The organism is Microbacterium sp. STRO-1N (assembly GCF_057748015.1).
In genome coordinates, this window is sequence record NZ_CM173234.1 from 3,561,303 (window position 1) to 3,582,192 (window position 20,890).

Annotated in this window: 20 protein-coding genes; 10 read left to right on the top strand and 10 right to left on the bottom strand. The window is 69.4% G+C overall.

Going from position 1 to position 20,890, the window contains the following annotated elements:
* Positions 1-70: 70 nt before the first annotated feature.
* From AC3ANJ_RS17215 to AC3ANJ_RS17225, 3 genes are read left to right on the top strand one after another with little or no spacing between them, the layout of a single operon-like run.
* Complete coding sequence (locus tag AC3ANJ_RS17215) at positions 71-1,366, top strand: glutamyl-tRNA reductase (RefSeq protein ID WP_488317365.1); 1,296 nt, start codon at positions 71-73, stop codon at positions 1,364-1,366.
* A 25-nt stretch (positions 1,367-1,391) separates the two neighbouring features.
* Entirely contained in the window at positions 1,392-1,964 is a 573-nt protein-coding gene (locus AC3ANJ_RS17220; protein ID WP_488317366.1) for an HhH-GPD-type base excision DNA repair protein, read from the top strand.
* Complete coding sequence (locus tag AC3ANJ_RS17225; protein ID WP_488319305.1) at positions 1,964-2,389, top strand: DUF1801 domain-containing protein; 426 nt, start codon at positions 1,964-1,966, stop codon at positions 2,387-2,389. Before AC3ANJ_RS17220 ends, AC3ANJ_RS17225 begins: the two co-directional genes overlap by 1 nt.
* Before the next feature lie 16 nt (positions 2,390-2,405).
* Here the strand turns inward: AC3ANJ_RS17225 and AC3ANJ_RS17230 are convergent, their stop codons facing one another.
* The 3 genes from AC3ANJ_RS17230 to AC3ANJ_RS17240 form a co-directional block, all read right to left on the bottom strand.
* Positions 2,406-3,065 carry a hypothetical protein gene (locus tag AC3ANJ_RS17230; protein WP_488317367.1) on the bottom strand — a complete coding sequence of 220 codons (660 nt, stop codon included), beginning with the start codon at positions 3,063-3,065 and terminating at the stop codon, positions 2,406-2,408.
* 28 nt (positions 3,066-3,093) lie between these two features.
* Positions 3,094-3,912: a serine hydrolase domain-containing protein gene (locus AC3ANJ_RS17235; protein ID WP_488317368.1), complete on the bottom strand. Its 819-nt coding sequence runs from the start codon at positions 3,910-3,912 to the stop codon at positions 3,094-3,096.
* A gap of 160 nt (positions 3,913-4,072) precedes the next feature.
* Positions 4,073-5,458, bottom strand: a complete 1,386-nt coding sequence (locus AC3ANJ_RS17240; RefSeq protein ID WP_488317369.1) for a glycine--tRNA ligase — start codon at positions 5,456-5,458, stop codon at positions 4,073-4,075.
* Between the two features lie 131 nt (positions 5,459-5,589).
* Here AC3ANJ_RS17240 and AC3ANJ_RS17245 point away from each other — a divergent pair, with 131 nt between their 5' ends.
* Positions 5,590-7,059, top strand: coding sequence for a peptide MFS transporter (locus AC3ANJ_RS17245; protein ID WP_488317370.1), 1,470 nt, complete (start codon positions 5,590-5,592; stop codon positions 7,057-7,059).
* Positions 7,060-7,061: 2 nt separating this feature from the next.
* On the top strand, positions 7,062-7,478 hold the full coding sequence (locus AC3ANJ_RS17250; protein ID WP_488319306.1) for a VOC family protein: 417 nt from the start codon (positions 7,062-7,064) through the stop codon (positions 7,476-7,478).
* A 7-nt stretch (positions 7,479-7,485) separates the two neighbouring features.
* On the opposite strand, the gene AC3ANJ_RS17255 is transcribed toward AC3ANJ_RS17250, so the two are convergent.
* Together AC3ANJ_RS17255 and AC3ANJ_RS17260 are read right to left on the bottom strand one after the other, a co-directional pair.
* A complete protein-coding gene (locus AC3ANJ_RS17255) occupies positions 7,486-8,328 on the bottom strand; it encodes a sigma-70 family RNA polymerase sigma factor (protein ID WP_488317371.1) in 843 nt (280 codons plus the stop codon).
* A 23-nt stretch (positions 8,329-8,351) separates the two neighbouring features.
* The gene (locus AC3ANJ_RS17260; RefSeq protein WP_488317372.1) at positions 8,352-9,686 is read right to left on the bottom strand and encodes an FAD-binding oxidoreductase; all 1,335 of its coding nucleotides are present in this window, start codon (positions 9,684-9,686) and stop codon (positions 8,352-8,354) included.
* Between the two features lie 108 nt (positions 9,687-9,794).
* On the opposite strand from AC3ANJ_RS17260, the gene AC3ANJ_RS17265 reads away from it, so the two are divergent.
* Complete coding sequence (locus tag AC3ANJ_RS17265; protein WP_488317373.1) at positions 9,795-11,231, top strand: MFS transporter; 1,437 nt, start codon at positions 9,795-9,797, stop codon at positions 11,229-11,231.
* A gap of 5 nt (positions 11,232-11,236) precedes the next feature.
* Here AC3ANJ_RS17265 and AC3ANJ_RS17270 read toward each other — a convergent pair whose 3' ends face one another.
* Positions 11,237-11,632: a hypothetical protein gene (locus AC3ANJ_RS17270; RefSeq protein WP_488317374.1), complete on the bottom strand. Its 396-nt coding sequence runs from the start codon at positions 11,630-11,632 to the stop codon at positions 11,237-11,239.
* A 71-nt stretch (positions 11,633-11,703) separates the two neighbouring features.
* Here AC3ANJ_RS17270 and AC3ANJ_RS17275 point away from each other — a divergent pair, with 71 nt between their 5' ends.
* Entirely contained in the window at positions 11,704-12,900 is a 1,197-nt protein-coding gene (locus tag AC3ANJ_RS17275) for a cobalamin-independent methionine synthase II family protein (RefSeq protein WP_488317375.1), read from the top strand.
* 69 nt (positions 12,901-12,969) lie between these two features.
* On the top strand, positions 12,970-13,785 hold the full coding sequence (locus tag AC3ANJ_RS17280) for a TspO/MBR family protein (RefSeq protein ID WP_488317376.1): 816 nt from the start codon (positions 12,970-12,972) through the stop codon (positions 13,783-13,785).
* Here AC3ANJ_RS17280 and AC3ANJ_RS17285 read toward each other — a convergent pair whose 3' ends face one another.
* The 3 genes from AC3ANJ_RS17285 to AC3ANJ_RS17295 all read right to left on the bottom strand — a co-directional run bounded on the left by AC3ANJ_RS17285 (position 13,786) and on the right by AC3ANJ_RS17295 (position 17,499).
* The gene (locus AC3ANJ_RS17285) at positions 13,786-14,724 is read right to left on the bottom strand and encodes a serine hydrolase (RefSeq protein WP_488317377.1); all 939 of its coding nucleotides are present in this window, start codon (positions 14,722-14,724) and stop codon (positions 13,786-13,788) included. It lies immediately after the preceding gene.
* Positions 14,725-14,835: 111 nt separating this feature from the next.
* Positions 14,836-16,800, bottom strand: a complete 1,965-nt coding sequence (locus AC3ANJ_RS17290; protein WP_488317378.1) for a M13 family metallopeptidase — start codon at positions 16,798-16,800, stop codon at positions 14,836-14,838.
* 60 nt (positions 16,801-16,860) lie between these two features.
* On the bottom strand, positions 16,861-17,499 hold the full coding sequence (locus tag AC3ANJ_RS17295; RefSeq protein ID WP_488317379.1) for a TetR/AcrR family transcriptional regulator: 639 nt from the start codon (positions 17,497-17,499) through the stop codon (positions 16,861-16,863).
* 75 nt (positions 17,500-17,574) lie between these two features.
* On the opposite strand from AC3ANJ_RS17295, the gene AC3ANJ_RS17300 reads away from it, so the two are divergent.
* Positions 17,575-18,618: an agmatine deiminase family protein gene (locus tag AC3ANJ_RS17300; RefSeq protein WP_488319307.1), complete on the top strand. Its 1,044-nt coding sequence runs from the start codon at positions 17,575-17,577 to the stop codon at positions 18,616-18,618.
* Positions 18,615-20,318 (top strand): amidase, encoded by a 1,704-nt coding sequence (locus tag AC3ANJ_RS17305; protein ID WP_488317380.1) that lies wholly within the window; start codon positions 18,615-18,617, stop codon positions 20,316-20,318. Before AC3ANJ_RS17300 ends, AC3ANJ_RS17305 begins: the two co-directional genes overlap by 4 nt.
* A 15-nt stretch (positions 20,319-20,333) precedes the next feature.
* Here AC3ANJ_RS17305 and AC3ANJ_RS17310 read toward each other — a convergent pair whose 3' ends face one another.
* On the bottom strand, positions 20,334-20,885 hold the full coding sequence (locus AC3ANJ_RS17310; protein ID WP_488317381.1) for a DnaJ family domain-containing protein: 552 nt from the start codon (positions 20,883-20,885) through the stop codon (positions 20,334-20,336).
* Positions 20,886-20,890 lie beyond the last annotated feature (5 nt).

Sequence of the window (20,890 nt, forward strand, 5' to 3'; positions counted from 1 at the left end):
CATCCTCCCATCCGGGACCTTTGTTTCCGCCTGAGAGCGACCTCCTTTCGACACGGCGTAGAATCACTCTGTGCTGCTGTGTGTGACGGCGAGTCACAAGACCGCCTCTTTCGACATGCTCGAACGACTGAGCCGCACCCCAGATGACGTCGCGCCGAATCTTCTGAACATCGCGCCGTGCGTTCAAGGGGCTGTGGTCCTTTCGACGTGCAACCGGTTCGAGGCGTACGTGGAGATCGACGAACCGGTCACGGCCGCCGGCGCCGTCGGCGTCGAAGCGGTCCTCGAAGCGATCGAGCAGTCCTCCGGCATCCCGGCATCCGACCTGGACGGGTCCTACGCCGTGCACTCGGGTCGTCGCGTCGCCGAGCACCTGTTCGCCGTGGCATCCGGCCTGGAATCCGTCGTGCCCGGCGAAGGCGAGATCGCCGGCCAGGTCCGCCGCGCGCTGAGCTCCGCGCGCAAGGAGGGCACCACCTCCCCCGAGCTCGAGCGCCTGTTCCAGCGCGCCAGTCAGGCCCAGCGCAAGGTCAAGAACGTCACCGCGCTCGGCCGCGCCGGCCGGTCCCTCGTCCGCCTTTCGCTCGAACTGGCCGACAGCCGCATCGCGGACTGGTCCGCCGAGCGGGTGCTGCTCGTCGGCACCGGCGCGTACGCGGCCGTCACGCTGGCGACCCTGCGCGAGCGCGGCGCGCAGAACATCTCGGTGTACTCGCCGTCCGGACGCGCCGAGCTGTTCGCGAAGAAGCACGACATCACGCCGGTGGCGGAAGAGGACTACGCCCGCGTCGCATCGCGCTCGTCGCTGCTGATCACGTGCACGACCGCGACGGAGCCCGTCCTCGGCCCCGACCAGTTGCAGGCACCCACCGGACCGGTCGCCGTCGGATGCCCCGTCGGACCGCACTCGCAGCTCGTGATCGACCTCGGCATGCCGCGCAACGTCGACCCGGCCATCGCCGAGCTCGAAGGCGTCGCACTGCTGGATCTCGAGACCATCCGCCTGCACGCGCCGTTGGAGGAGCTACAGGCGACGGATGCCGCGCGCAGCGTCGTCCGAGAAGCAGCGGACACCTTCCACGTCGTCGGGCGTCAGCAGAGCGTGACTCCGGCTGTCGTCGCCATGCGGTCGCATATCTTCTCGCTGCTGGAGTCCGAGATCGACCGGGCCAGGGCCCGCGGCGATGAGGACGGTCGCATCGAGCAGTCGCTGCGTCACCTCGCCGGCGTCCTGCTGCACACACCGACGGTGCGCGCGCACGAACTGGCGGCTGAGGGACGCGCAGACGACTTCGTCGCCGCCCTGGGAACGCTGTACGGCATCACGCCGGTCGCCCCGGCATCCGAAGAGTCCGCGACCGCCTGACGCGCCGCGGTGGGACACTGGAGGCATGGCCCTTCACATCACCGGAGACACCGCCGCCGACGAACTGCTGACCGAGAACCCGCTTGCTCTGCTGGTCGGGATGCTGCTCGACCAGCAGGTTCCCATGGAGACCGCGTTCGCCGGTCCGCTGAAGATCCAGCAGCGCACGGGAGCTGCGGATGCCGCAGCGATCGCGCACATGGATCCGGATGCCTTCCTCGAGGCGTTCAAGCAGACGCCGAGCGTGCACCGCTTCCCGGGGTCTATGGCCGCCAGGGTGCAGACGCTGTGCGAGACGCTTGTGAACGACTGGGGCGGCGACGCATCCGCCCTGTGGACCGAGGGCGACCCGTCCGGCGCGGAGGTGCTCAAGCGCCTGAAGGGTCTGCCAGGATTCGGCGAGCAGAAGGCGAAGATCTTCCTCGCACTCCTCGGCAAGCAGTACGGGTTCACGGGTGACGGGTGGCGCGAAGCATCCGCTCCCTACGGCGAAGAGGGCTCGTACCGCAGCGTCGCCGACATCGTTTCGCCCGAGTCGCTCGCGAAGGTCCGCGAGCATAAGAAGGCGATGAAGGCCGCCGCGAAGGCGGAGAAGTGATGCAGCCGACCGGCGGCAGCGTCGGCGCGTTCATCGCCGCCGTCACGCCGGAGCGACGACGCCGGGATGCCGAGACGCTGACGGCGATGATGCAGGAGGTCTCCGGTCGGGAGCCGGTGCTGTGGGGCACGATCATCGGTTTCGGATCCTGCCACTACCGCTACCCCACCGGCACGGAGGGCGACTCAGGGGTGCTCGGCTTCGCGCCACGCAAGGCCGCATCCACGATCTATCTCTTCGACGGCGTCGACGCGCACGCCGAAGCCCTCGCCCGGCTCGGCGCCCACACGGTCGGCAAGGGATGCCTGTACATCAAGGATCTCGACAAGGTCGATCTCGACGTGCTCCGCGGCATCCTGGAGCGCTCGAAGGCCTGGGTCGAGGCGGGCGGCACGGATCAGGTGCAGTTGACCGTCACCGGTTGAAACCGGCGGCCTGCCGTCATGTCGAGCTGAACACCGTGGTCGAACCGGACACCGGGCGCACAGCGACGACAATAGCGACGAACCCGAGAAACCCGACCGCCGCGGCTTCGATGAGCCCACCGAGCGAATCCAGGAGGACGAGCGACGCCTGGCCGAGGGCGTAGGCACCGAAAAGGAAAGCGGAACGCAGAAGCCGGACCACGGCGACGGCGACGAGAGCCCACAGCGGAGCCCTGTTCCACGGACGAGGCACCGCGCGGATCCGCGCGATCTGCGTGGCCGCGATGATCGCCAGAACGAGGGACACCACTTCGATCGTGATGCTCATCATGCCTGAGAACATGATGAAGCTCTCGGAGATGTCCTCCGCCGAGACGGGCACAGTGAGCCGCAGCAGCAAGGGCGACAACAGGATCCATACCGCCAGTCCCACCAGTGCGAACGTCCCGAGCGGGCGTCGAGCCGTGACACTGCCCGCACGCCCGAATCCGATCGCGAAGATCACCGCACCGGCGGCGAAGAGCATGTCGGGGAGGGAGATCGGCGCGACGTGCACCCCGGAAAGGCCTCGCAACGTGAGCGCGATCAAGGCGGATGACACGAGCAGCGAGCCGCCGACGATCCAGGTGCGTCGTCGAACGCGGGCTGCGGATCCGGAGGGGTCCACATCGATCATGCGCACACCCTATCGCCGCCCGACGACATCAGCCCCGACCGTATCGCTCCACGATCTCGTCGGTGAGCGCCGGCCAGATCCGCTTGTGGTCGTCACCGAACGGGACGCCCGAGAGGAAGGCCGCAGCGAGGTCGCGCGATCGGTCGATGAACAGGAAGCTGCCCTGCGCGCCGAAATGGCCGGCGGTCTCCGGGGGGAACGCGTCGCTCAGCCAGTGCGGGCTCTTCGCACCCTTGAGCTCGAACCCCAGCCCCCACTGGTTGTCGGCGAACGCCCCGTAGCCGGGCACGATGCCGCGCAGCCCAGGGTGGGAGACAGTGAGCGCGAGGTCGCGCAGCGCGGCGGTGATCAGCGTGGGCTGCAGCACCTCGCGGCCGAAGATCAGGAGGTCGTGGATCGACGCGTGCGCGCCCGCAGACGGGCGACCTGTGACGTCGGTGTCGGCCATTCCGAGCGGAAGCGCGACCTCGCGCAGCATCCAGTCCGCGAAGTCCATGCCGACGGCATCCGCGACGTGCGCGGCCAGCGCGTCGAAGCCGGCGTTCGAATAGATGCGGCGCTCGCCGGCCGGTCGGCGCGGTTCCGTGCCCTCCATCGGCAGCCCGCTGGTGTGATCGAGGAGTTCGAGCACAGTCGCCCCACCCGGTTCGGCAGCCTCGTCCAGGTCGATGAGCGCTCGTTCGATCGCGACGAAGACGCCCCAGGCGGTGAGCGGCTTCGTCACGGATGCCAGCGGCAGCACGGCCCGCTGGTCACCCTGCACGGCGAGGGTCTCATCCGGGCCGGTGACACCGACGAGAGCAGTGTGCGGGAAGCCGTCTGTCGCGGCGAAGGTCGTCGTCTCCACGAGACCATCGTTTCACGGCATCCGAATGGGAGGAGAACGCACGATCCGGAGGGCCGGAATCGCGATATCTCTCCTCCGGTTCGTGTGTTCTCCTCCGGAACGGATGGCGCGGCGAACAGGACGGCGCCGCGGTCAGCACGGCGCCGTCGGCAGGGCGCGGTCAGGCGCCCTTCAGGCGCTCCGCGAGGTACTCGTGCAGGTTCTCGATCGCCACGCGCTCCTGCGCCATCGTGTCGCGGTCGCGCACCGTCACGGCGTTGTCGTCGAGCGAGTCGAAGTCGACCGTGACGCAGAACGGCGTGCCGATCTCGTCCTGACGGCGGTAACGACGACCGATCGCGCCGGCGTCATCGAAGTCGATCGCCCAGCGCCCGCGGAGGCCGTCTGCGACCTCGCGCGCGAGCGGCGACAGCTTCTCGTTTCGCGACAGCGGCAGCACGGCGACCTTGACCGGCGCGAGGCGCGGGTCGAGCTTGAGCACCGTACGGACGTCCGTGCCGCCCTTGGCGTTCGGCACTTCCTCCTCGACGTAGGCGTCGACGAGGAAGGCCATCATGGAGCGCGTGAGGCCGAACGACGGCTCGATCACGTACGGCGTGTACCGCTCGCCGGATGCCTGATCGAAGTACGTCAGGCTCTGACCGGATGCCTCGGTGTGGCTGGAGAGGTCGAAGTCGGTGCGGTTGGCGACGCCCATGAGCTCGCCCCACTCCTTGCCGGGGAAGCCGAACTTGTACTCGAAGTCGATCGTGCCGGCGGAGTAGTGCGCCCGCTCGTCCTCCGGCACATCGAACTGGCGCATGTTCTCCGGGTCGATGCCGAGGTCGATGAACCACGCCCAGCAGGCCTCGACCCAGTGCTCGAACCACTGCTGCGCCTCGGCGGGCGGCGTGAAGAACTCGATCTCCATCTGCTCGAACTCGCGCGTGCGGAAGATGAAGTTGCCCGGCGTGATCTCGTTGCGGAACGCCTTGCCGACCTGCCCGATGCCGAACGGCGGCTTCTTGCGGCTCGCGGTGAGGACGTTCGTGAAGTTCACGAAGATGCCCTGCGCGGTCTCGGGGCGCAGGAAGTACAGCCCCGACTCGTCGTCCACGACGCCGAGGTAGGTCTTCACCAGACCCGAGAACGCCTTGGGCTCGGTGTACTGCCCCTTCGTGCCGCAGTTCGGGCACGGGATGTCGGCGAGACCGCTCTCGGCCTTGCGGCCCTTGCGCGCCTCGAAGTCCTCGATGAGGTTGTCGGCGCGGAAGCGCTTGTGGCACTGCAGGCACTCGACCAGCGGATCGCTGAACGTCGCGACGTGGCCGGATGCCTCCCACACGCGCTTGGGCAGGATGATCGAGGAGTCCAGGCCCACCATGTCGCCGCGACCGCGGACGAACGTCTGCCACCATTCGCGGCGGATGTTCTCCTTGAGCTCGGTGCCGAGGGGCCCGTAGTCCCATGCCGAACGGGAACCGCCGTAGATCTCACCCGCTTGGAACACGAACCCGCGGTGGCGGGCGAGGCTGATGACCTTGTCAAGACGGGACTGTTCGGCCACGGTGGCTCCAATGGTCGGATGGCGCGGGAAGAACCCGTGATCACGGGCATCCCAATCCTACCGGCGGTTCCTCAGACGCACGATGCGAGTCCTCTCGCGGTGCCGCTTCCGACGGCGCTACGGTCATGGGCATGAGCACAACGCGGGGGGAACGCACGGCCGGCGACAGGGACACGCGCTTCTTCGGGCAGCCGTGGGAGCTCGCGCACGTCTTCGGCGTCGAGATGTGGGAGCGCTTCAGCTTCTACGGCATGCAGGGGATCCTGCTCATCTACATGTACTTCTCGGTCGCCGACGGCGGGCTCGGGATCGACAAGAACGTCGCGACCGGCATCGTCGGCGCCTACGGGGGGACGGTCTACCTCTCGACGATCCTCGGCGCCTGGGTGGCCGATCGCCTGGTGGGCTCGGAACGCGTGCTGTTCTACAGCGCGTGGGTGATCATGGCCGGCCACGTCGCGCTCGCCGTCCTGCCGAACGCGTGGGGTCTGGGCGTCGGACTTATCCTCGTCGCGATCGGTTCCGGCGGGCTCAAGGCCAACGCCACAGCGGTCGTCGGCACCCTGTACGGACCGAAGGACGTCCGACGGGATGCCGGATTCTCGCTGTTCTACCTCGGCATCAATCTCGGCGCGTTCCTCGGGCCGCTCATCACCGGCTGGCTGCAGAGCAACGTCGGCTTCCATTGGGGATTCGGCGCCGCGGCGGTCGGTATGGCGCTGGGACTGATCCAGTACTCGTTCGGACGCAAGCAGCTGCCTGAGGCGTCCCGCGTGGTCGCGAACCCGCTCCCGCGGAGCAGGTTCGGCGCGATGATCGGCATCGCGGTGGCCGGGATCGCGGTGATCGTGGTGCTCGTCATGACCGGTGTGATCCGCGCCGACAATCTCGCCGGGGTCGTGATCCTGGTGACAGCGGTGGCCGCGGTCGCCTATTTCGTCGTCATCATCGGCTCACGGGCCATCAGCGCGGATGCACGGTCGCGCGTCATCGCGTTCATCCCGCTGTTCGTCGTGAACGTCGGCTTCTGGTCGCTGTATCAGCAGCAGTTCACCGTGCTGACGATCTACTCCGACGAGCGCCTGGACCGCACCGTCTTCGGATGGACGATGCCGATCTCATGGATCAACTCGATCGCCCCGATCTTCGTGATCATCCTGTCGGGGACGTTCGCCGCGATCTGGACGAAGTTCGGCAGCCGCGCCCCCTCGGCACCGGTGAAGTTCGCTCTCGGAGCCATGATCATGGGCGCGGCCTTCCTGCTGTTCCTGCCGTGGGCCAACGGAGACGCGAATTCGACCCCACTGCTGGCGATCGTCCTCATCCTGCTGGTCTTCACCGTGGCCGAACTGTTCATCTCGCCGCCCGGACTGTCGGTGACGACGAAGCTCGCGCCGGAGCGGTTCCACACGCAGATGGTGGCCCTGTACTTCCTGTCCGTCGCTCTCGGCACCGCGATCGCCGGATGGCTCGCACAGTTCTACGACCCGACGAACGAAGTGCCGTACTTCACGACTCTCGGCGGCATCGCGATCGCCATCGGTGTCGCGCTGCTGCTCGCGGCGCGACCGGTCCTCGCGCTCATGAGAGGGGTGCGGTGAGCATGCAGCAGCGCGTCAGCTTCATCACACTCGCCGTCGCCGACGTTCCTCGGACCCGCTCGTTCTACGTCGAGGGCCTCGGCTGGCGCCCGCTCTTCGAAGCCGAGGACGTGCTCATGCTTCCCGTTGCGGACCGATTGATCCTCTCGCTGTGGAGCGTGGACGGGTTCGCCTCCGAGATCGGCGAAGCACCCGGCAGCGGCCTGGCCCCTCTCACCCTGGCGCACAATGTCGCCTCAGAGGCGGAGGTCGACGCGGTTCTGACCGAGGCCGGCGCTCTCGGTGCGCCCGTGTGGCCGGCCCGGCGACGCGCATGGGGTGGCTATTCCGGCTACTTCGCCGACCCCGATGGCTTCCGCTGGGAGATCGCGGTCAATCCGGGGTCTACGGGAGAGTACGTGCTTCCGCCGTCCGGTTGACGACGCATCAGACCAGCAGCCGCGTCTCCATCTCGGTGATGAGCCCGTCGAGGCTGCGGAGCATCAGCAGCGAACTGGGGGCTCCACGATCGGAGGCGAGAACGCCGAACCCGTCGCCGAGTTCCACGAGTTCGAACGCGTAATCGCGCGCGAAGCGGCGGAACTCCGCAGCCTGGGACGCGACCGGCTCCGCGCCGCGCACGATGCGCACTCCGTCCGCCCCCTGATCGACGCGGAACTCGACGTCGGGATGCAGCACGCCGAGGAGCCGGGTGAAGTCTCCACTGCCCGCCGCGGCGAGGAATGCCTCCACGACCTCGCGCTGCTGCGCCCGCGTGGCGCGCTCCTGAGGGGACGAGGGTGCGGCTCCGCGGATCCGCTCGCGTGCACGACTGGCCAGTTTCCGGGTCGCCTGCGGGGAGCGATCGACCACTTCCGCGACCTCCTCGAACGGCATCCCGAACACGTCGTGCAGGACGTACGCCAGCCGCTCGTCCGGCGTGAGCTGTTCGAGGACGAGCATCAGCGCATAGCCGACCCGGTCGACCTGTTCGGCCCGCGCGTCCGGGCCGTCGTCAGGATGCGGCGACTCGACGTCCGGCAGGTCGTCGAGCGGGTTCTCCTGCCTACGGGTGCGCGAGCGCAACTGGTCCAGGCAGATCCTGCTCACGACCCGCGTCAGCCACGCCCGCAGGTCGTCGATGGCGTCGTCCGCGCGTTCGAGACGGAACCACGACTCCTGGACGGCATCCTCGGCGTCGGCGCGCACGCCGAGCATCCGGTAGGCGACCGTCGTCAGATAGCGGCGGTGCAGGTCGAACTCCGCGGCGAGCGCGCGGGAATCGCTCATCGTGTCTCCTGTCCGATGCGAGGTTATCGCGCGGGTGCCGGTGCCGGTGCGAACGTCCGGGAGAACAGGTTCGCCGGGTCGTAGAGGCTCTTGACCTGCGCCAGCCGCGCACGCGTGCTCTGCGGATACACGGACGCCACAGCATCCGCTGCCGACCCGTCGAGGGAGTTCGCATATGCGCCATCCGTGAGCGGAACCAGCGGGCGCCACAGGTCGGCCACGCGGGCGAGCAGACCGTCGTACGCCGGAGCCGGAGCCACGGCGAAGGTGCTCACCATGAGCGCCGCATGGCGATGTGCGAAGGCCGTGGCGTCCGCAGGGATCGCGCCGAACGCGCCGCCGAGGGCATGCAACGTGATCGCCGCCGGCTGCTCCTGCGCCGCCATCAGGACGACAGCCTCGATCGCGGCATCCGATTCCGCTTCAGAGACGAATCCGCTGCGCAGAGCGACGCGCAGCCCGCTCGGGAGATCCTGCCCCTCGTGCAGGATCCCCGGGTACGGCAGCACCCTGACATCCTCGGTCAGCGGCGTCGATGCGGCACCCAGCGCGCGCAGCGCATCGCCGACGTCGCCGCCGTCGCACCGGGCCAGCGTCACCTGGACGGGCGCTTCGCGGCCGCCCGCGAGTGGATTCGCCAGCACCAGCGTCGAGCTGATCTCGCGCGGCGCCGTGCGCATGAAGCGCGCCCACGCCTGGGCGACCCGGTCTGCGCGGTCCGCGGGGAACGTCAGCGTCGCGAACGTGAACTGCGGCGCGGGCCGAGCCTCGAACTCGAACGCGGTCACGACGCCGTACGCACCGCCGCCGCCGCGGAGCGCCCAGAACAGGTCGGCGTGCTCCTGCTCGTCGACTCGCAGCGCATCGCCGTCCGCCGTCACCAGTTCGATCGCGCGGAGATGATCGAGCGTGAGCCCGTGGCGGCGCACCATCCAGCCGATGCCGCCCGAAAGGGTCAGTCCGCCGACGCCGACATCCGCGGTGTCGCCGGAGGAGATCGCGAGGCCGTGCGGCGCGAGCGCGTCCGCGACCTGCCGCCAGAGCGCGCCGCCACCGACGCGCACCCGGCGCTCGGTGAGCAGTTCGACGGTGTCCAGCGCGCTCAGTTCGATGACGATGGCGTCGTCCGCCGTGCTCAGTCCCGCCGCCGAGTGCCCGCCCCCGCGGACGACGAGCGGTCGGTCGGATGCCGCAGCGAACCGCACGGCGCGCTGCACGTCGGCGACGTCCCTCGGCCGCAGGACGATCGCAGGCTCAGCGGTGCCGAGGGCGGTGCGCGCGGCCTGCGCGTACCCGGGGGATTCGGGGGTGATGATCGTGCCGGTGAAGCCGTCGAGCAGGTCGTCTGCGGCGTGCATGGATTCTCCTTCGGTCGTCCGCGAGTGGCGGTTCATGAAGGAGACGTCCGGTGCGCGGAGAATGTGACCGACGGAGCCCGGTGTCTTCAGCGCCGATAGCCTTGGAGCGTGGGTACGGATGACGAGAAGGCGCGACGGCGTCTCTCCCGGACCCCGCCGCTGTGGGCGAGCGTCGCGGTGCTGGCCTTCGCGGGACTCTGCGCGTCGTTCATGTTCACGCTCGTGGTTCCTCTGCAGGCAGAGCTGCCGCGGCTGCTGAACTCGTCCCGCGAGGACACCACCTGGGTGGTGACGATCACGCTGCTCGTCGCGGCCGTCGCCACGCCGATCTCCGGTCGCCTCGGCGACATGTACGGCAAGCGCCGCGTGCTCGTCGTGCTGCTCGCTCTGCTCGTGGTCGGCTCGCTCATCGCCGCGTTGTCGGGCTCGATCGTCGGCGTCATCATCGGGCGCGGCCTGCAGGGCGGCGTGACCGGCGTCATCCCGCTCGGCATCGCGATCATGCGCGACATCCTGCCTCCGCAGCGGCTCGGCACGGCCGTCGCGCTGATGAGCGCGACCATGGGCGTGGGCGGTGCGATCGGGATGCCGGTGGCGGCGCTGCTCGCCGTGCACGCCGACTGGCACACCCTTTTCTGGCTCGCCGCCGCGCTCGGCGTCGTCGGCCTCGCCCTGGTGTTCCTGTTCGTGCCGGAAGACGTGCTGCGCTCCCCCGGCCGCCTCGACATCCCCGGCGCGATCGGGCTGGCGATCGGGCTGACCGGCCTGCTGCTGTTCGTCTCGCGCGGGGCCGAATGGGGCTGGACCGCCCCGCTGACCCTCGTCTGCATCATCGGCGGCGTCGCCGTGCTGCTCGTGTGGGGCTGGTACCAGTTGCGCACGACAGACCCGCTGCTCGACCTGCGCGTCGCCGCTCGGCCCGCCGTGCTGTTCACGAACATCGCCGCGATCGGCATGGGGTTCGCCCTCTTCGCCTCCAACGTGACGTTCCCGCAGATGCTCGAACTCCCCGTGGTGACCGGCGGGTTCGGACTCGACATGGTCGGCGCCGCGCTCATCGTGATGCCGGCCGGTCTCGTGATGATGGTCATCTCGCCGCTGTCCGGCTGGCTCGAGCGCACGATCGGCCCGCGTCCGCTGTTCACCGGCGGCGCCACGGCGATCGTCCTCGCCTATGTGTTCGTGCTGCTGTGGTCGGCCGAGGTGTGGCACATCCTCGTCGCGAACATCCTCATCGGCGTCGGGATCGGCTTCACGTTCGCCGCCATGCCGATGATCATCATGCGCTCGGTCCCGGCGAACGAGACCGGCGCGTCGAACGGGCTGAATGCGCTGTTCCGCTCCGTCGGAACATCGAGCGCCTCGGCCGTGATGGGCGGCGTGCTCGCCGCGATGAGCGTCGAGGTCGACGGTGTCGCGCTGCCGACCAGGGAAGCCTTCCAGGTGTGCTTCTGGCTCGCGATCGCCGCGGGCATCGTGGCTGTCGTGCTGTCGCTCTTCATCCCGCGACAGCGCGCCGTCGAGGCCCACCCTTCACTGCCCTGAGGCGATCAGAACACGCGCGGATCAGGGTCTTCGGCATGCGGAAGGCGCAACCGGGCCGGCAGCGGCCACGGCAGGACGTAGGGCTCGGATGCCGGGCGGCTCATGTCGCCGAAGTCATCGACCTTCACGACGATGCGGCCGGCACGACCGGCATCCGTCGGAGTGACCTCGACGATCCGCACCCGCAGCGGGCGGTCGGTCTCGCCCTCCAGCATCCACGGGTCCGCGAGCCAGGCGAGACCGTGCGATTCGAGCGCGGCTTCGGCGTCCAGCCAGTCGATGCCTTCGGACACCGCGCGCCCGAGCACGTCCACGGCCGTCCAGTCGTCGCCCGCCGGGTGGATCCAGCCGAGCAGCTCACCGTCTTCCCGGCGGTGCGGGGTCCAGTCGGGGTCGGTCATTCCTCGAGCCTACGGGTCATGCTTCGTCACGGGAATCGGCGGCATCCACCTCACCCCGGTAGCGTCGGAGCATGAGCACGATCGCCACCACCACCTCCGGAAGTCTTCCTCGCACCGAGGCCCTCATCGCGGCCAACGCCGCTCGCCCGTTCGGCGACGACGGCTTCACTCTCGAGAGCACCCCGGAGTTCGAGGCCCTGGTGGCGGATGCCGTGGCCGATGTCGTGCGTCGCCAGCGCGAGGCTGGCATCACTCTCGTGGGCGACGGCGAGTTCGGCAAGGCGATGTCGAACCCGCTCGATTACGGCGCATGGTGGAGCTACTCGTTCCAGCGCGTGAACGGCCTCGCCCTCACGGACAACAATCTGTTCACCCAGCCGACAGCCGTCTCGACGCCGGGGAACATCGAACTCACCAGCTTCGTCGATCGTCGCGACCGCCAGCTGTTCCCCCGGGTCTACGGCGACGCGCACTCCGGCGCATTCGAGGGCAAGCCGGCGACCGAGTTCCCCACGACGACGGGCCCGCTGTCGTACAAGGGCCAGGATGCCGTGGCCGCCGACATCCGCCAGCTCAAGGCCGCCCTCGGCGAGGGCGAGCAGGGCTTCATCACGGCGATCGCCCCCGGCTCCGCCGCCCGGGTGTGGAACGAGCATTACGCCACGCACGAGGAGCACCTGTGGGCGTGGGCGGAGACGCTGCGCGAGGAGTACAAGGCCATCACGGATGCCGGGCTCATCGTCCAGCTGGACGACCCGTCGCTGGCCGAGAACTGGGACCAGATCAGCCCCGAGCCGAGCGTCGAGGACTACTTGGCGTTCACCGAGAAGAGCGTCGAGGCGCTGAACTACGCGATCGAGGGACTGCCGAAGGAGCTCGTGCGCCTGCACCTGTGCTGGGGATCCTGGCACGGACCGCACGTCACCGACATCGAGATCGCCAAGATCCTTCCCGAAGTGCTCAAGGCGAACGTCGGCTCGATCTCGTTCGAGGCGGGCAATGTCCGCCACGAGCACGAGTTCGGCGCCTGGGCGGATGCTGCGGTTCCAGATGATCTCCTCCTGGTGCCGGGGGTCGTCAGCCACGCCACGAACGTCGTCGAGCACCCCGACCTCGTGGCTCAGCGCATCGAGCGCTTCACGAACATCGTGGGAGCCGAGCGCGTCATCGCGTCGACGGACTGCGGCCTGGGCGGCCGTGTGCACGCCGACATCGCGTGGGCCAAGCTCGAGGCCCTCGGCGAAGGGGCCCGTCGCGTCCGCGTCTGAGCCCTTCGCCCATCCGAGCGCTCCTGTCAAGGCCGCGCCGATCGCTCGCCGGGTCACTAGGGTCGGGGCATGAGCGAGGCAACCCGAGCGGGCAGCACCCGCACCGACATCGTCCGCCAGTCCGTCGTCATCGCGGCCGCCGTATTCATGCTGATCGGCGCCGCCGTCGGCGGCGGCGCATTCGGCGGCGCCCCCGTGAACGAGCTGCAGAACGGCGCGCTGTCGGCGGAGGGATCGTACCTGGCACCGGCGGGGCCCGCCTTCGCCATCTGGACCGTGATCTACATCGGTCTAGCCTGCTACACGATCTGGCAGGCGCTCCCGGCTCAGCGGGCGGACGCCCGCCAACGACGCACCGGCTGGTGGATCGCGGGGTCCATGGCTCTCAACGGGCTCTGGCTCGTTGCGGCACGCTTCGGAACCCTCCTGCTCACCGTGCTCGTCATCGTCGCGCTGCTCGCCGTGCTCGCGCGGATCATCATCCTGCTCGGCACCTCTCGCGCCGGAAACGCCGTCGATCGCGTGCTGGTCGACGGCACGATGGGCCTGCACTTCGGCTGGGTGACGATCGCGACGGTCGCGAACGTCGCGGCCTGGCTGTCGCAGCTGCTACCCGACTCGTTCGCGGAGCAGGCGGATGTCTGGGGCGTCGCGGTCCTCGTCGTCGTCACCGCGATCGGGATCGCCAGCGCCCTGGCGACCGGCCGCCTGTCTCCCGCGATCGCCACCGCCTGGGGTCTCGCCTGGCTGGCTGTCGGGCGCCTGACCGCGGAACCCGACAGCACGGCGATCGGCGTGACCGCGGTCGCTGCGGCCGTGCTGATCCTCGCGGCCGGCTTCTACGCCGCGGTCAGAGCCACCCCTCAGCGGGCGGACGCCCGTTGATCAGTGGGTGTATTCCATGAGCTCGACGCCGAGCACGCGGAAGGCGTCGTGGGCGCGCAGCCGATGCGCGATCGACAGGTCGTCGAAGCACACGATCATGGCGTAGGCGATGCCGGATCGGGGTCCCGCCAGCACGCCGGCCTCGGCCCGCACGCCGCGGTCCCGGCCGGTCTTGTTGATGAACAGCAGCCCGTGCTGGTCGTGATCGTGGGCGAACGGATCGAGCCCGGTCGACGCGGCGACCAGGCTGAGGTCCTGGTTCAGGCTGAGCCATTCCGAGACCTGAGCGCTCACCGCGGCATCCACGACCTCGGAATTCACCAGCGCGGAGAACAGGCCGGCCAGCTCGCGGCTCGAACCCACCGCGACATGCGGGGCGTCGTCGGGGCCGCGATCGTCGCGGAAGCGATCCAGGATCGCGGTGCGGGTGAGGCCGAGGCCTTCGATCCGCGTACTCACACGCTCGTGCCCGACGCGCTGCAGCAGCGCGTTGACGGCGATCGGGTCGCCCGCGGTCGCCGCGAGCACGGCGAGATCCGTAAGCGGAAGCGCCGGCGCGCGCAGGTGCCGCCACACGCCGGACGTCGTGACGGACTCGACCGAGGAGCGCTCGACGATCTCCAGCGGATCCAACGAACCGTCCTCGAATGCGGCCGCGACCTCGATCAGCAGCGGCACGACGCCGAGGCCGGCGATCGGCATCGTCACGTGATCGTCTCCCGAGAGGACGTGCTTGTGCGTGTCGAGGTCGACGACATGCACCGAGACCTGAGCACCGGCATCCGCCAGCTCCTCCAGCGCCTTCAGCGTGGCGTCGAAGGACCGGCGCCCCACGGCCGCGCGGCGCGGCAGACGACGGGCGCTGCGGTGCGAACGACGCACCGCAGTCGACGGTACGCCGTCGACGGGCTCGGGGGCCGGGGGGAGGGAGGATCCCACGCGTGGTCCTTCACGGCAAGGGTTGGAGGGGGACCGGGGAGGGGCAACTCCCCAGCAGCAGGGCTATCGTAACCCCCGCCCGGTCCCCCGCGATCCCCTAGGCCGCGATAGTCACCAGATCGTCACACGCGCGTCAGCGGGCAGGAACAGTTCGTCCTGCTCGGCGACGTCGAAGGCCTCGTAGAACGCGTGGATGTTGCGCACGATCTGGTTGCAGCGGAACTCGTTCGGCGAATGAGGGTCGATCGTCAGAAGGCGGATCGTCTCAGCCTCCCGGCTCTTCTGCTGCCAGACCTGCGCCCACGAGAGGAAGAGCCGTTGCACGCCGGTGTACCCGTCGATGACGGGCGCCTCGGCGCCGGCCAGGGAGAGCTCGTAGGCCTTCAGCGCGATGCCGAGGCCGCCGAGGTCGCCGATGTTCTCGCCGATCGTGAGCGCACCGTTGACGTGGTGCTCGGCGGCGAGTCCGGCCGGGACGAGCGCGTCGTACTGCGCGATGAGCGCCTTGGTGCGCTCTTCGAATGCGGCGCGGTCGGCATCCGTCCACCAGTCCTCGAGCTTGCCCTGTCCGTCGTACCTGCTGCCCTGGTCATCGAACCCGTGGCCGATCTCATGACCGATCACGGCACCGATGCCGCCGTAGTTCGCTGCCGCATCGCGGGTCGCGTCGAAGAACGGGTACTGCAGGATCGCCGCCGGGAAGACGATCTCGTTCATGGACGGGTTGTAGTACGCGTTCACCATCTGCGGCGGCATGTGCCACTCGGTGCGGTCGATGGGCTTGCCCACCTTGTCGACGTTGCGGTCGTGCTCGAACACGTTGGCGCGACGGACGTTGCCGAACAGGTCGGCCGCGTCGATCTCGAGCGAGGAGTAGTCGCGCCACACCTCGGGGTGCCCGATCTTCGGGGTGAACGCGTCGAGCTTGGCCAGAGCCTTCTCTCGCGTGTCCGGGCTCATCCACTCGAGGTCGGTGATGCTCTGCCGGTAGGCCTCGATGAGGTTCGCGACGAGCTCGTCCATGGCGGCCTTGGCCGTCGGCGGGTAGTGCCGCTCGACGTAGACCTTGCCGATCGCCTCGCCGAGGGCGCCTTCGGTGACCGAGACGCCGCGCTTCCAGCGTTCGCGGATCGTCGGGATGCCGGAGAGCTCGGTGCCGTAGAACGAGAAGTTCTCCAGCACGATGTCGTCGGTCAGGAACGGGGCGGCGGCGTGCACGACCTGCGCGCGCAGCCACGCCTTCCAGTCGTCGAGGCGCTCGACGACGAGCAGCGCGCCCAGCCCTTCGAAGAAGCTCGGCTGCGAGGCGACGGCCTCGGCGAACGCGTCGGGGTTGGTCGGCGCGACCGCGTCGCGCCACGGCGTCAGGTCGACCCCTGCCAATTCCTGGAGCTCGTGCCATGTCTTGAGGTTGTAGGTCTCCACGGCATCGCGGCTGCGCACGTTGTCCCAGTGGTGGCCGGCCAACTCGGTCTCGAGGGCGATCGAGCGATCGGCCTCGGCCGCGGCATCCGCGAGCCCGGCGAGGGAGAGCAGGCGCTCGAGGTGCTCGCGGTACGTCGCACGCGTGCTCTCGAAGTTCTCGAGGCGATAGTAGCTCTCGTCCGGGAGCGAGAGACCGGACTGCACGAGCACCGGAAGGTAGCGCTCCGGATCACCGGGGTCGCCGTCGACGTAGAACCCGATCAGGTGCGCCCGGCCGTCGCGCTCGTACACGCCGGCGACGTGCAGCAGCGCGGAGACCGAATCGATCGCGTCGATCTCGGCGAGCGTTTCGGCCAGCGGCGTCACTCCGGCAGCCGCGATGCGGTCGGTGTCCATGAAGCTGGCGAACAGGTCGCCGATCTTGCGTGCCAGGGTGCCGGGCTCGGCGGTCTGCGATTCCTCGATGATCGCCCGCACATCCTTCTCGGCCTGTTCGGCCAGGAGGTGGAACGAGCCCCAGCGCGCCTTGTCGCCGGGGATCTCGGTGCGGTCGATCCACGCGCCGTTCACATGCCGATACAGGTCGTCCTGCGGTCGGATGCCGGAGCTGAACTCGTCGATGGCCAGGCCTGCGGGAAGAGCATCAGTCATGCTCACCACCCTATGTCCGGACTCGGACGGAGCGGCTGCCGCGACTCACCCCGCCGACCGTCAGGACGAGGAGAGGTGCTCCCCGATCGTCCCCGGTGCCGCGCCGACGAGCGTCTCGCACGCCTGCGCCAGCCGCGCCGCGAACAGCGCGGCGTCGGCGCGACGGGTCAGCGCATGCGCCGCGATGCCGTCGATCATGGCGAGGATCTGCCAGGCCACGGCATCCGTGTCGTCTGTGCGGAACACGCCCGTGCGTCGGCCGTCCTCGATGAGCTGCGCGATGAACGACTGCCAGGCGCTCATCTGCTCGTCTATCGCCACCGACAGCGGCGCGCTGCCGCGGCCGAGCGACCAGGCATCCACCCACACCAGAGTGACGTCGTCGTGATCGCTGCTGAGCACCGTGGAGATCATCCGCGCCATCCGAGCCACAGGCTCGGCCTCGGTCTCGGCGTGCGTCCGGACGTCGTCCAGTTCGGATGCCGTCAGTTCGCGGAACGTCCGGGCGACGAGCTCATCCATGCTGGATGCGTAGTGGGCGACCAGCCCTGGAACGACGCCGGCACGGGCCGCGACGGCGCGCAGGGTCAACGCGGACAGGCCCTCTTCCCTCGCGAGAGCGATCGCCGCATCATGGATCTCGCCGGAGCGCTGCTGCGGGCTCTTGCGGGTGCGAGGACGAACGTCGGACGTTGACATGATCCCTCCAGTGTAGGAACATCTTGTATTGATCGCACGATCAATATGCGGTCGATGGAGATCGAAGGAGACGACATGGGCTGGCGGATGCCTCATGAGGGCGATGCGCACGAGCGCACCTGGATGGCGTTCCCCCGCGCGGGGATCACCCTGGGCGACGGCGCCGAATGGCAGGAGACGGCGTACCGCGCGTGGACGGACACCGCGCTGGCGATCGCCGATTTCGAGCCGGTCACCATGGTCGTCGACCCGACCGAGACGACGCGCGCCCACGACATGCTCGGTTCAGCCGTCGAGATCCTCGAGATGCCGCTGGACGAGTTCTGGATGCGAGACTTCGGCCCGACCTTCGTCCTCGACGACGACCGGCCGGGGGTCCTCGGTGCCGTCGACTGGATCTTCAACGGCTGGGGCGCCCCGGCGTGGGCCGAGTGGCAGGTGGCGGCCGGCGTCGCGCGCACCGTCGCCGAGCGCATCGGAGCCGAGCTCATCAGCTCCGTCCTCGTGAACGAAGGCGGCGGCATCCACGTCGACGGCGAGGGGACCGTCCTGCTCACCGAGACCGTGCAGCTCGACCCGAACCGCAACCCGTATGCGGACAAGATCCGCGTCGAGGCCGAACTGGAGCGCACGATCGGCACCACGAAGGCCATCTGGCTGCCGCGAGGACTCACCCGCGACTACGACGAGTTCGGCACGAACGGGCACGTCGACATCGTCGCCGCGTTCGCCGGCCCCGGCCGCGTGCTGCTGCACCGCCAGGACGACCCGGCACACCCCGATCACGTCGTCGCCCGCGAACTGAAGGCATTCCTTCAGGACCAGACGGATGCCGCGGGTCGCCCGCTCGAGATCATCGATGTCCCCGCGCCGGCCGCTCTGCGCGACGACGAGGGGTTCGTCGACTGGAGCTACATCAACCACCTCGTCGTGAACGACGCCGTGATCGCGTGCGGGTTCGGCGAGGACGCCGCCGACGCCCGCGCGCGGGACATCCTCGAAGCCGCATACCCCGGTCGGCGGGCCGTGACCGTCGACGCGCGCCCGATCTTCGCTCGTGGCGGCGGCCTCCACTGCATCACTCAGCAGCAGCCGGCCATGAAGAAGGTGTCCGCATGATCGACGTGGTCGAAGCATCCATCGCCGACCTTCGGCGAGCGCTCGAGACCGGTGCGGCCACGAGCGTCGAGTTGGTGCAGGCCTATCTCGCCCGCATCGACGCGTACGACGCGCCGGGCACAGAGACCGCGCTCAACGCGGTCGTGGTGCGCAACCCGGACGCGGTCGCGGAGGCGGAGGCATCCGATACCCGCCGGACGGGCGGGCAGTCGCTCGGCCCGCTGGACGGCATCCCGTACACGGCCAAGGACAGCTACCTCGTCACGGGCCTCACCGCTGCAGCCGGGTCCCCCGCGTTCGCCGACCTCGTCGCGCAGCGCGACGCGTTCACGATCGAGCGACTCAGGGCGGGCGGGGCGATCTGTCTCGGCCTGACCAACATGCCCCCCATGGCGAACGGCGGCATGCAGCGCGGCGTGTACGGCCGGGCGGAGAGCCCGTACAGCGCCGACTGGCTGACCAGCGCCTTCGGATCGGGCTCCTCCAACGGCTCCGGTACGGCGACGGCCGCGGGCTTCGCCGCCTTCGGGCTCGGCGAGGAGACCTGGTCGAGCGGCCGGGCGCCGGCGTCCTGCAACGCCCTCTGCGCCTACACTCCCAGCCGCGGCGTCATCTCGGTCCGGGGAAACTGGCCGCTCGTGCCCACCATGGACGTCGTCGTGCCGCACACCCGGACGATGGCCGATCTGCTCGAGGTGCTCGACGTGATCGTCGCGGACGACGCCGACGTGCGGGGCGACTTCTGGCGCGCGCAGCCGTGGGTGCCGATCCCCCGGGCTTCCGAGGTGCGGCCAGACACGTACGCAGATCTGGCGGCCGCCGATCTGCGCGGCCGGCGCATCGGCGTCCCGCGCATGTACATCAACGCCGATCCGGATGCCGGGACCGGCACGTCGATCGGCGGCTCCACGGGACGGCGTATCGAGACCCGTCCGTCCGTGATCGCCCTGTGGGAGCGGGCGCGCCGTGACCTGGAGGCCGCCGGTGCAGAGGTCGTCGAGGTGGACTTCCCCGCGGTGACGAACTACGAGGGCGATCGCGCCGGCGCCCCGACGATCGCGACCCGTGGTCTCGTCTCGCCGGAGTTTCTGCGCAACGAGATCGTCGACCTCTCGGCCTGGGCGTGGGACGACTTCCTGCGGGCCAACGGCGACCCTCAGCTGTCGAACCTCGCCGGCGTGGACGGCACGCAGATCTTCCCCGCGCCGTCCGGCGCGCTGCCGGATCGCTACGACGGGTTCGACGACGACATCGCCACGTACCCCGCGGTCGTTGAGGCGCATCCGTACGCGCACTTCACCGACATCCCGCATCTCGCCGACGGTGCGCGCGGCCTCGAGGAGACCCGCCGGATCGACCTGGAGGAGTGGATGGACGGCCTCGGGCTCGATGCCGTCGCCTTCCCCGCGATGGCAGACATCGGCCCGGCCGACATGGACGTCGACCCGACCTCGGCCGATGCCGGGTGGCGCAACGGCGTGTGGGTCGCCAACGGCAACCTCGTCCCGCGCCACCTCGGCATCCCGACGGTCACCGTACCGATGGGGACCATGGACGACATCGGGATGCCGGTCGGCCTGACGTTCGCCGGGCGGGCGTACGACGACACCGCTCTTCTCGCCCTCGGGCTCGCGTTCGAGGAGACCGGACGCCGCCGCACCGAGCCGCCGCGGACACCGCGGCTCGCGACGCCGAGTTGAGGACCGGAAGCCGGCTCAGCCGCGCCGGAACCAGCTGCGCCGCCGGGCTTCCGTCGACGTCGGGGCGGGCTCCTGAGACGCGACGACGGGCGTCGATGCCCTGCGATCGCGCCACGCGGTGATCTCGGCCTCCACGTCCCGCGTGCGGGTGACGACCGGCGGGCCGCCCGTGAGCTGACGCCGCGCGTCGACCACGCGCTTGTTGAAGTCCTCGAGCACCTCGCGAACGTCGCTCTCCCTGCTGAGGGCGTCGAGATGATCGTTGAGCTCCCTGTCCTCGGTGCGCAGCAGCAGCGCCGGCGGGCCGAGGCCGGTGAGATTCTCCGTCTCGATCTTGCGCCGGATCCACCAGTCCGGGTCGTGATGAGTGCCGAGGTTCTCGAGCGGCTTGCCCGCGCCGGGGAGGTCATCGAACTCACCCCGACGGATCGCGACCTGGATCGCGGTCTCGACGAACTCGTGCTTGTTCTCCGCGGTGAGCTGCATCGGCGCCGACGCGGGCTCGGCATCGGGCTGGTCGGTCTGCCTGGCCCAGTAACGGGCGGCGTTTCCTCGGGGATCGCTCATCGTGC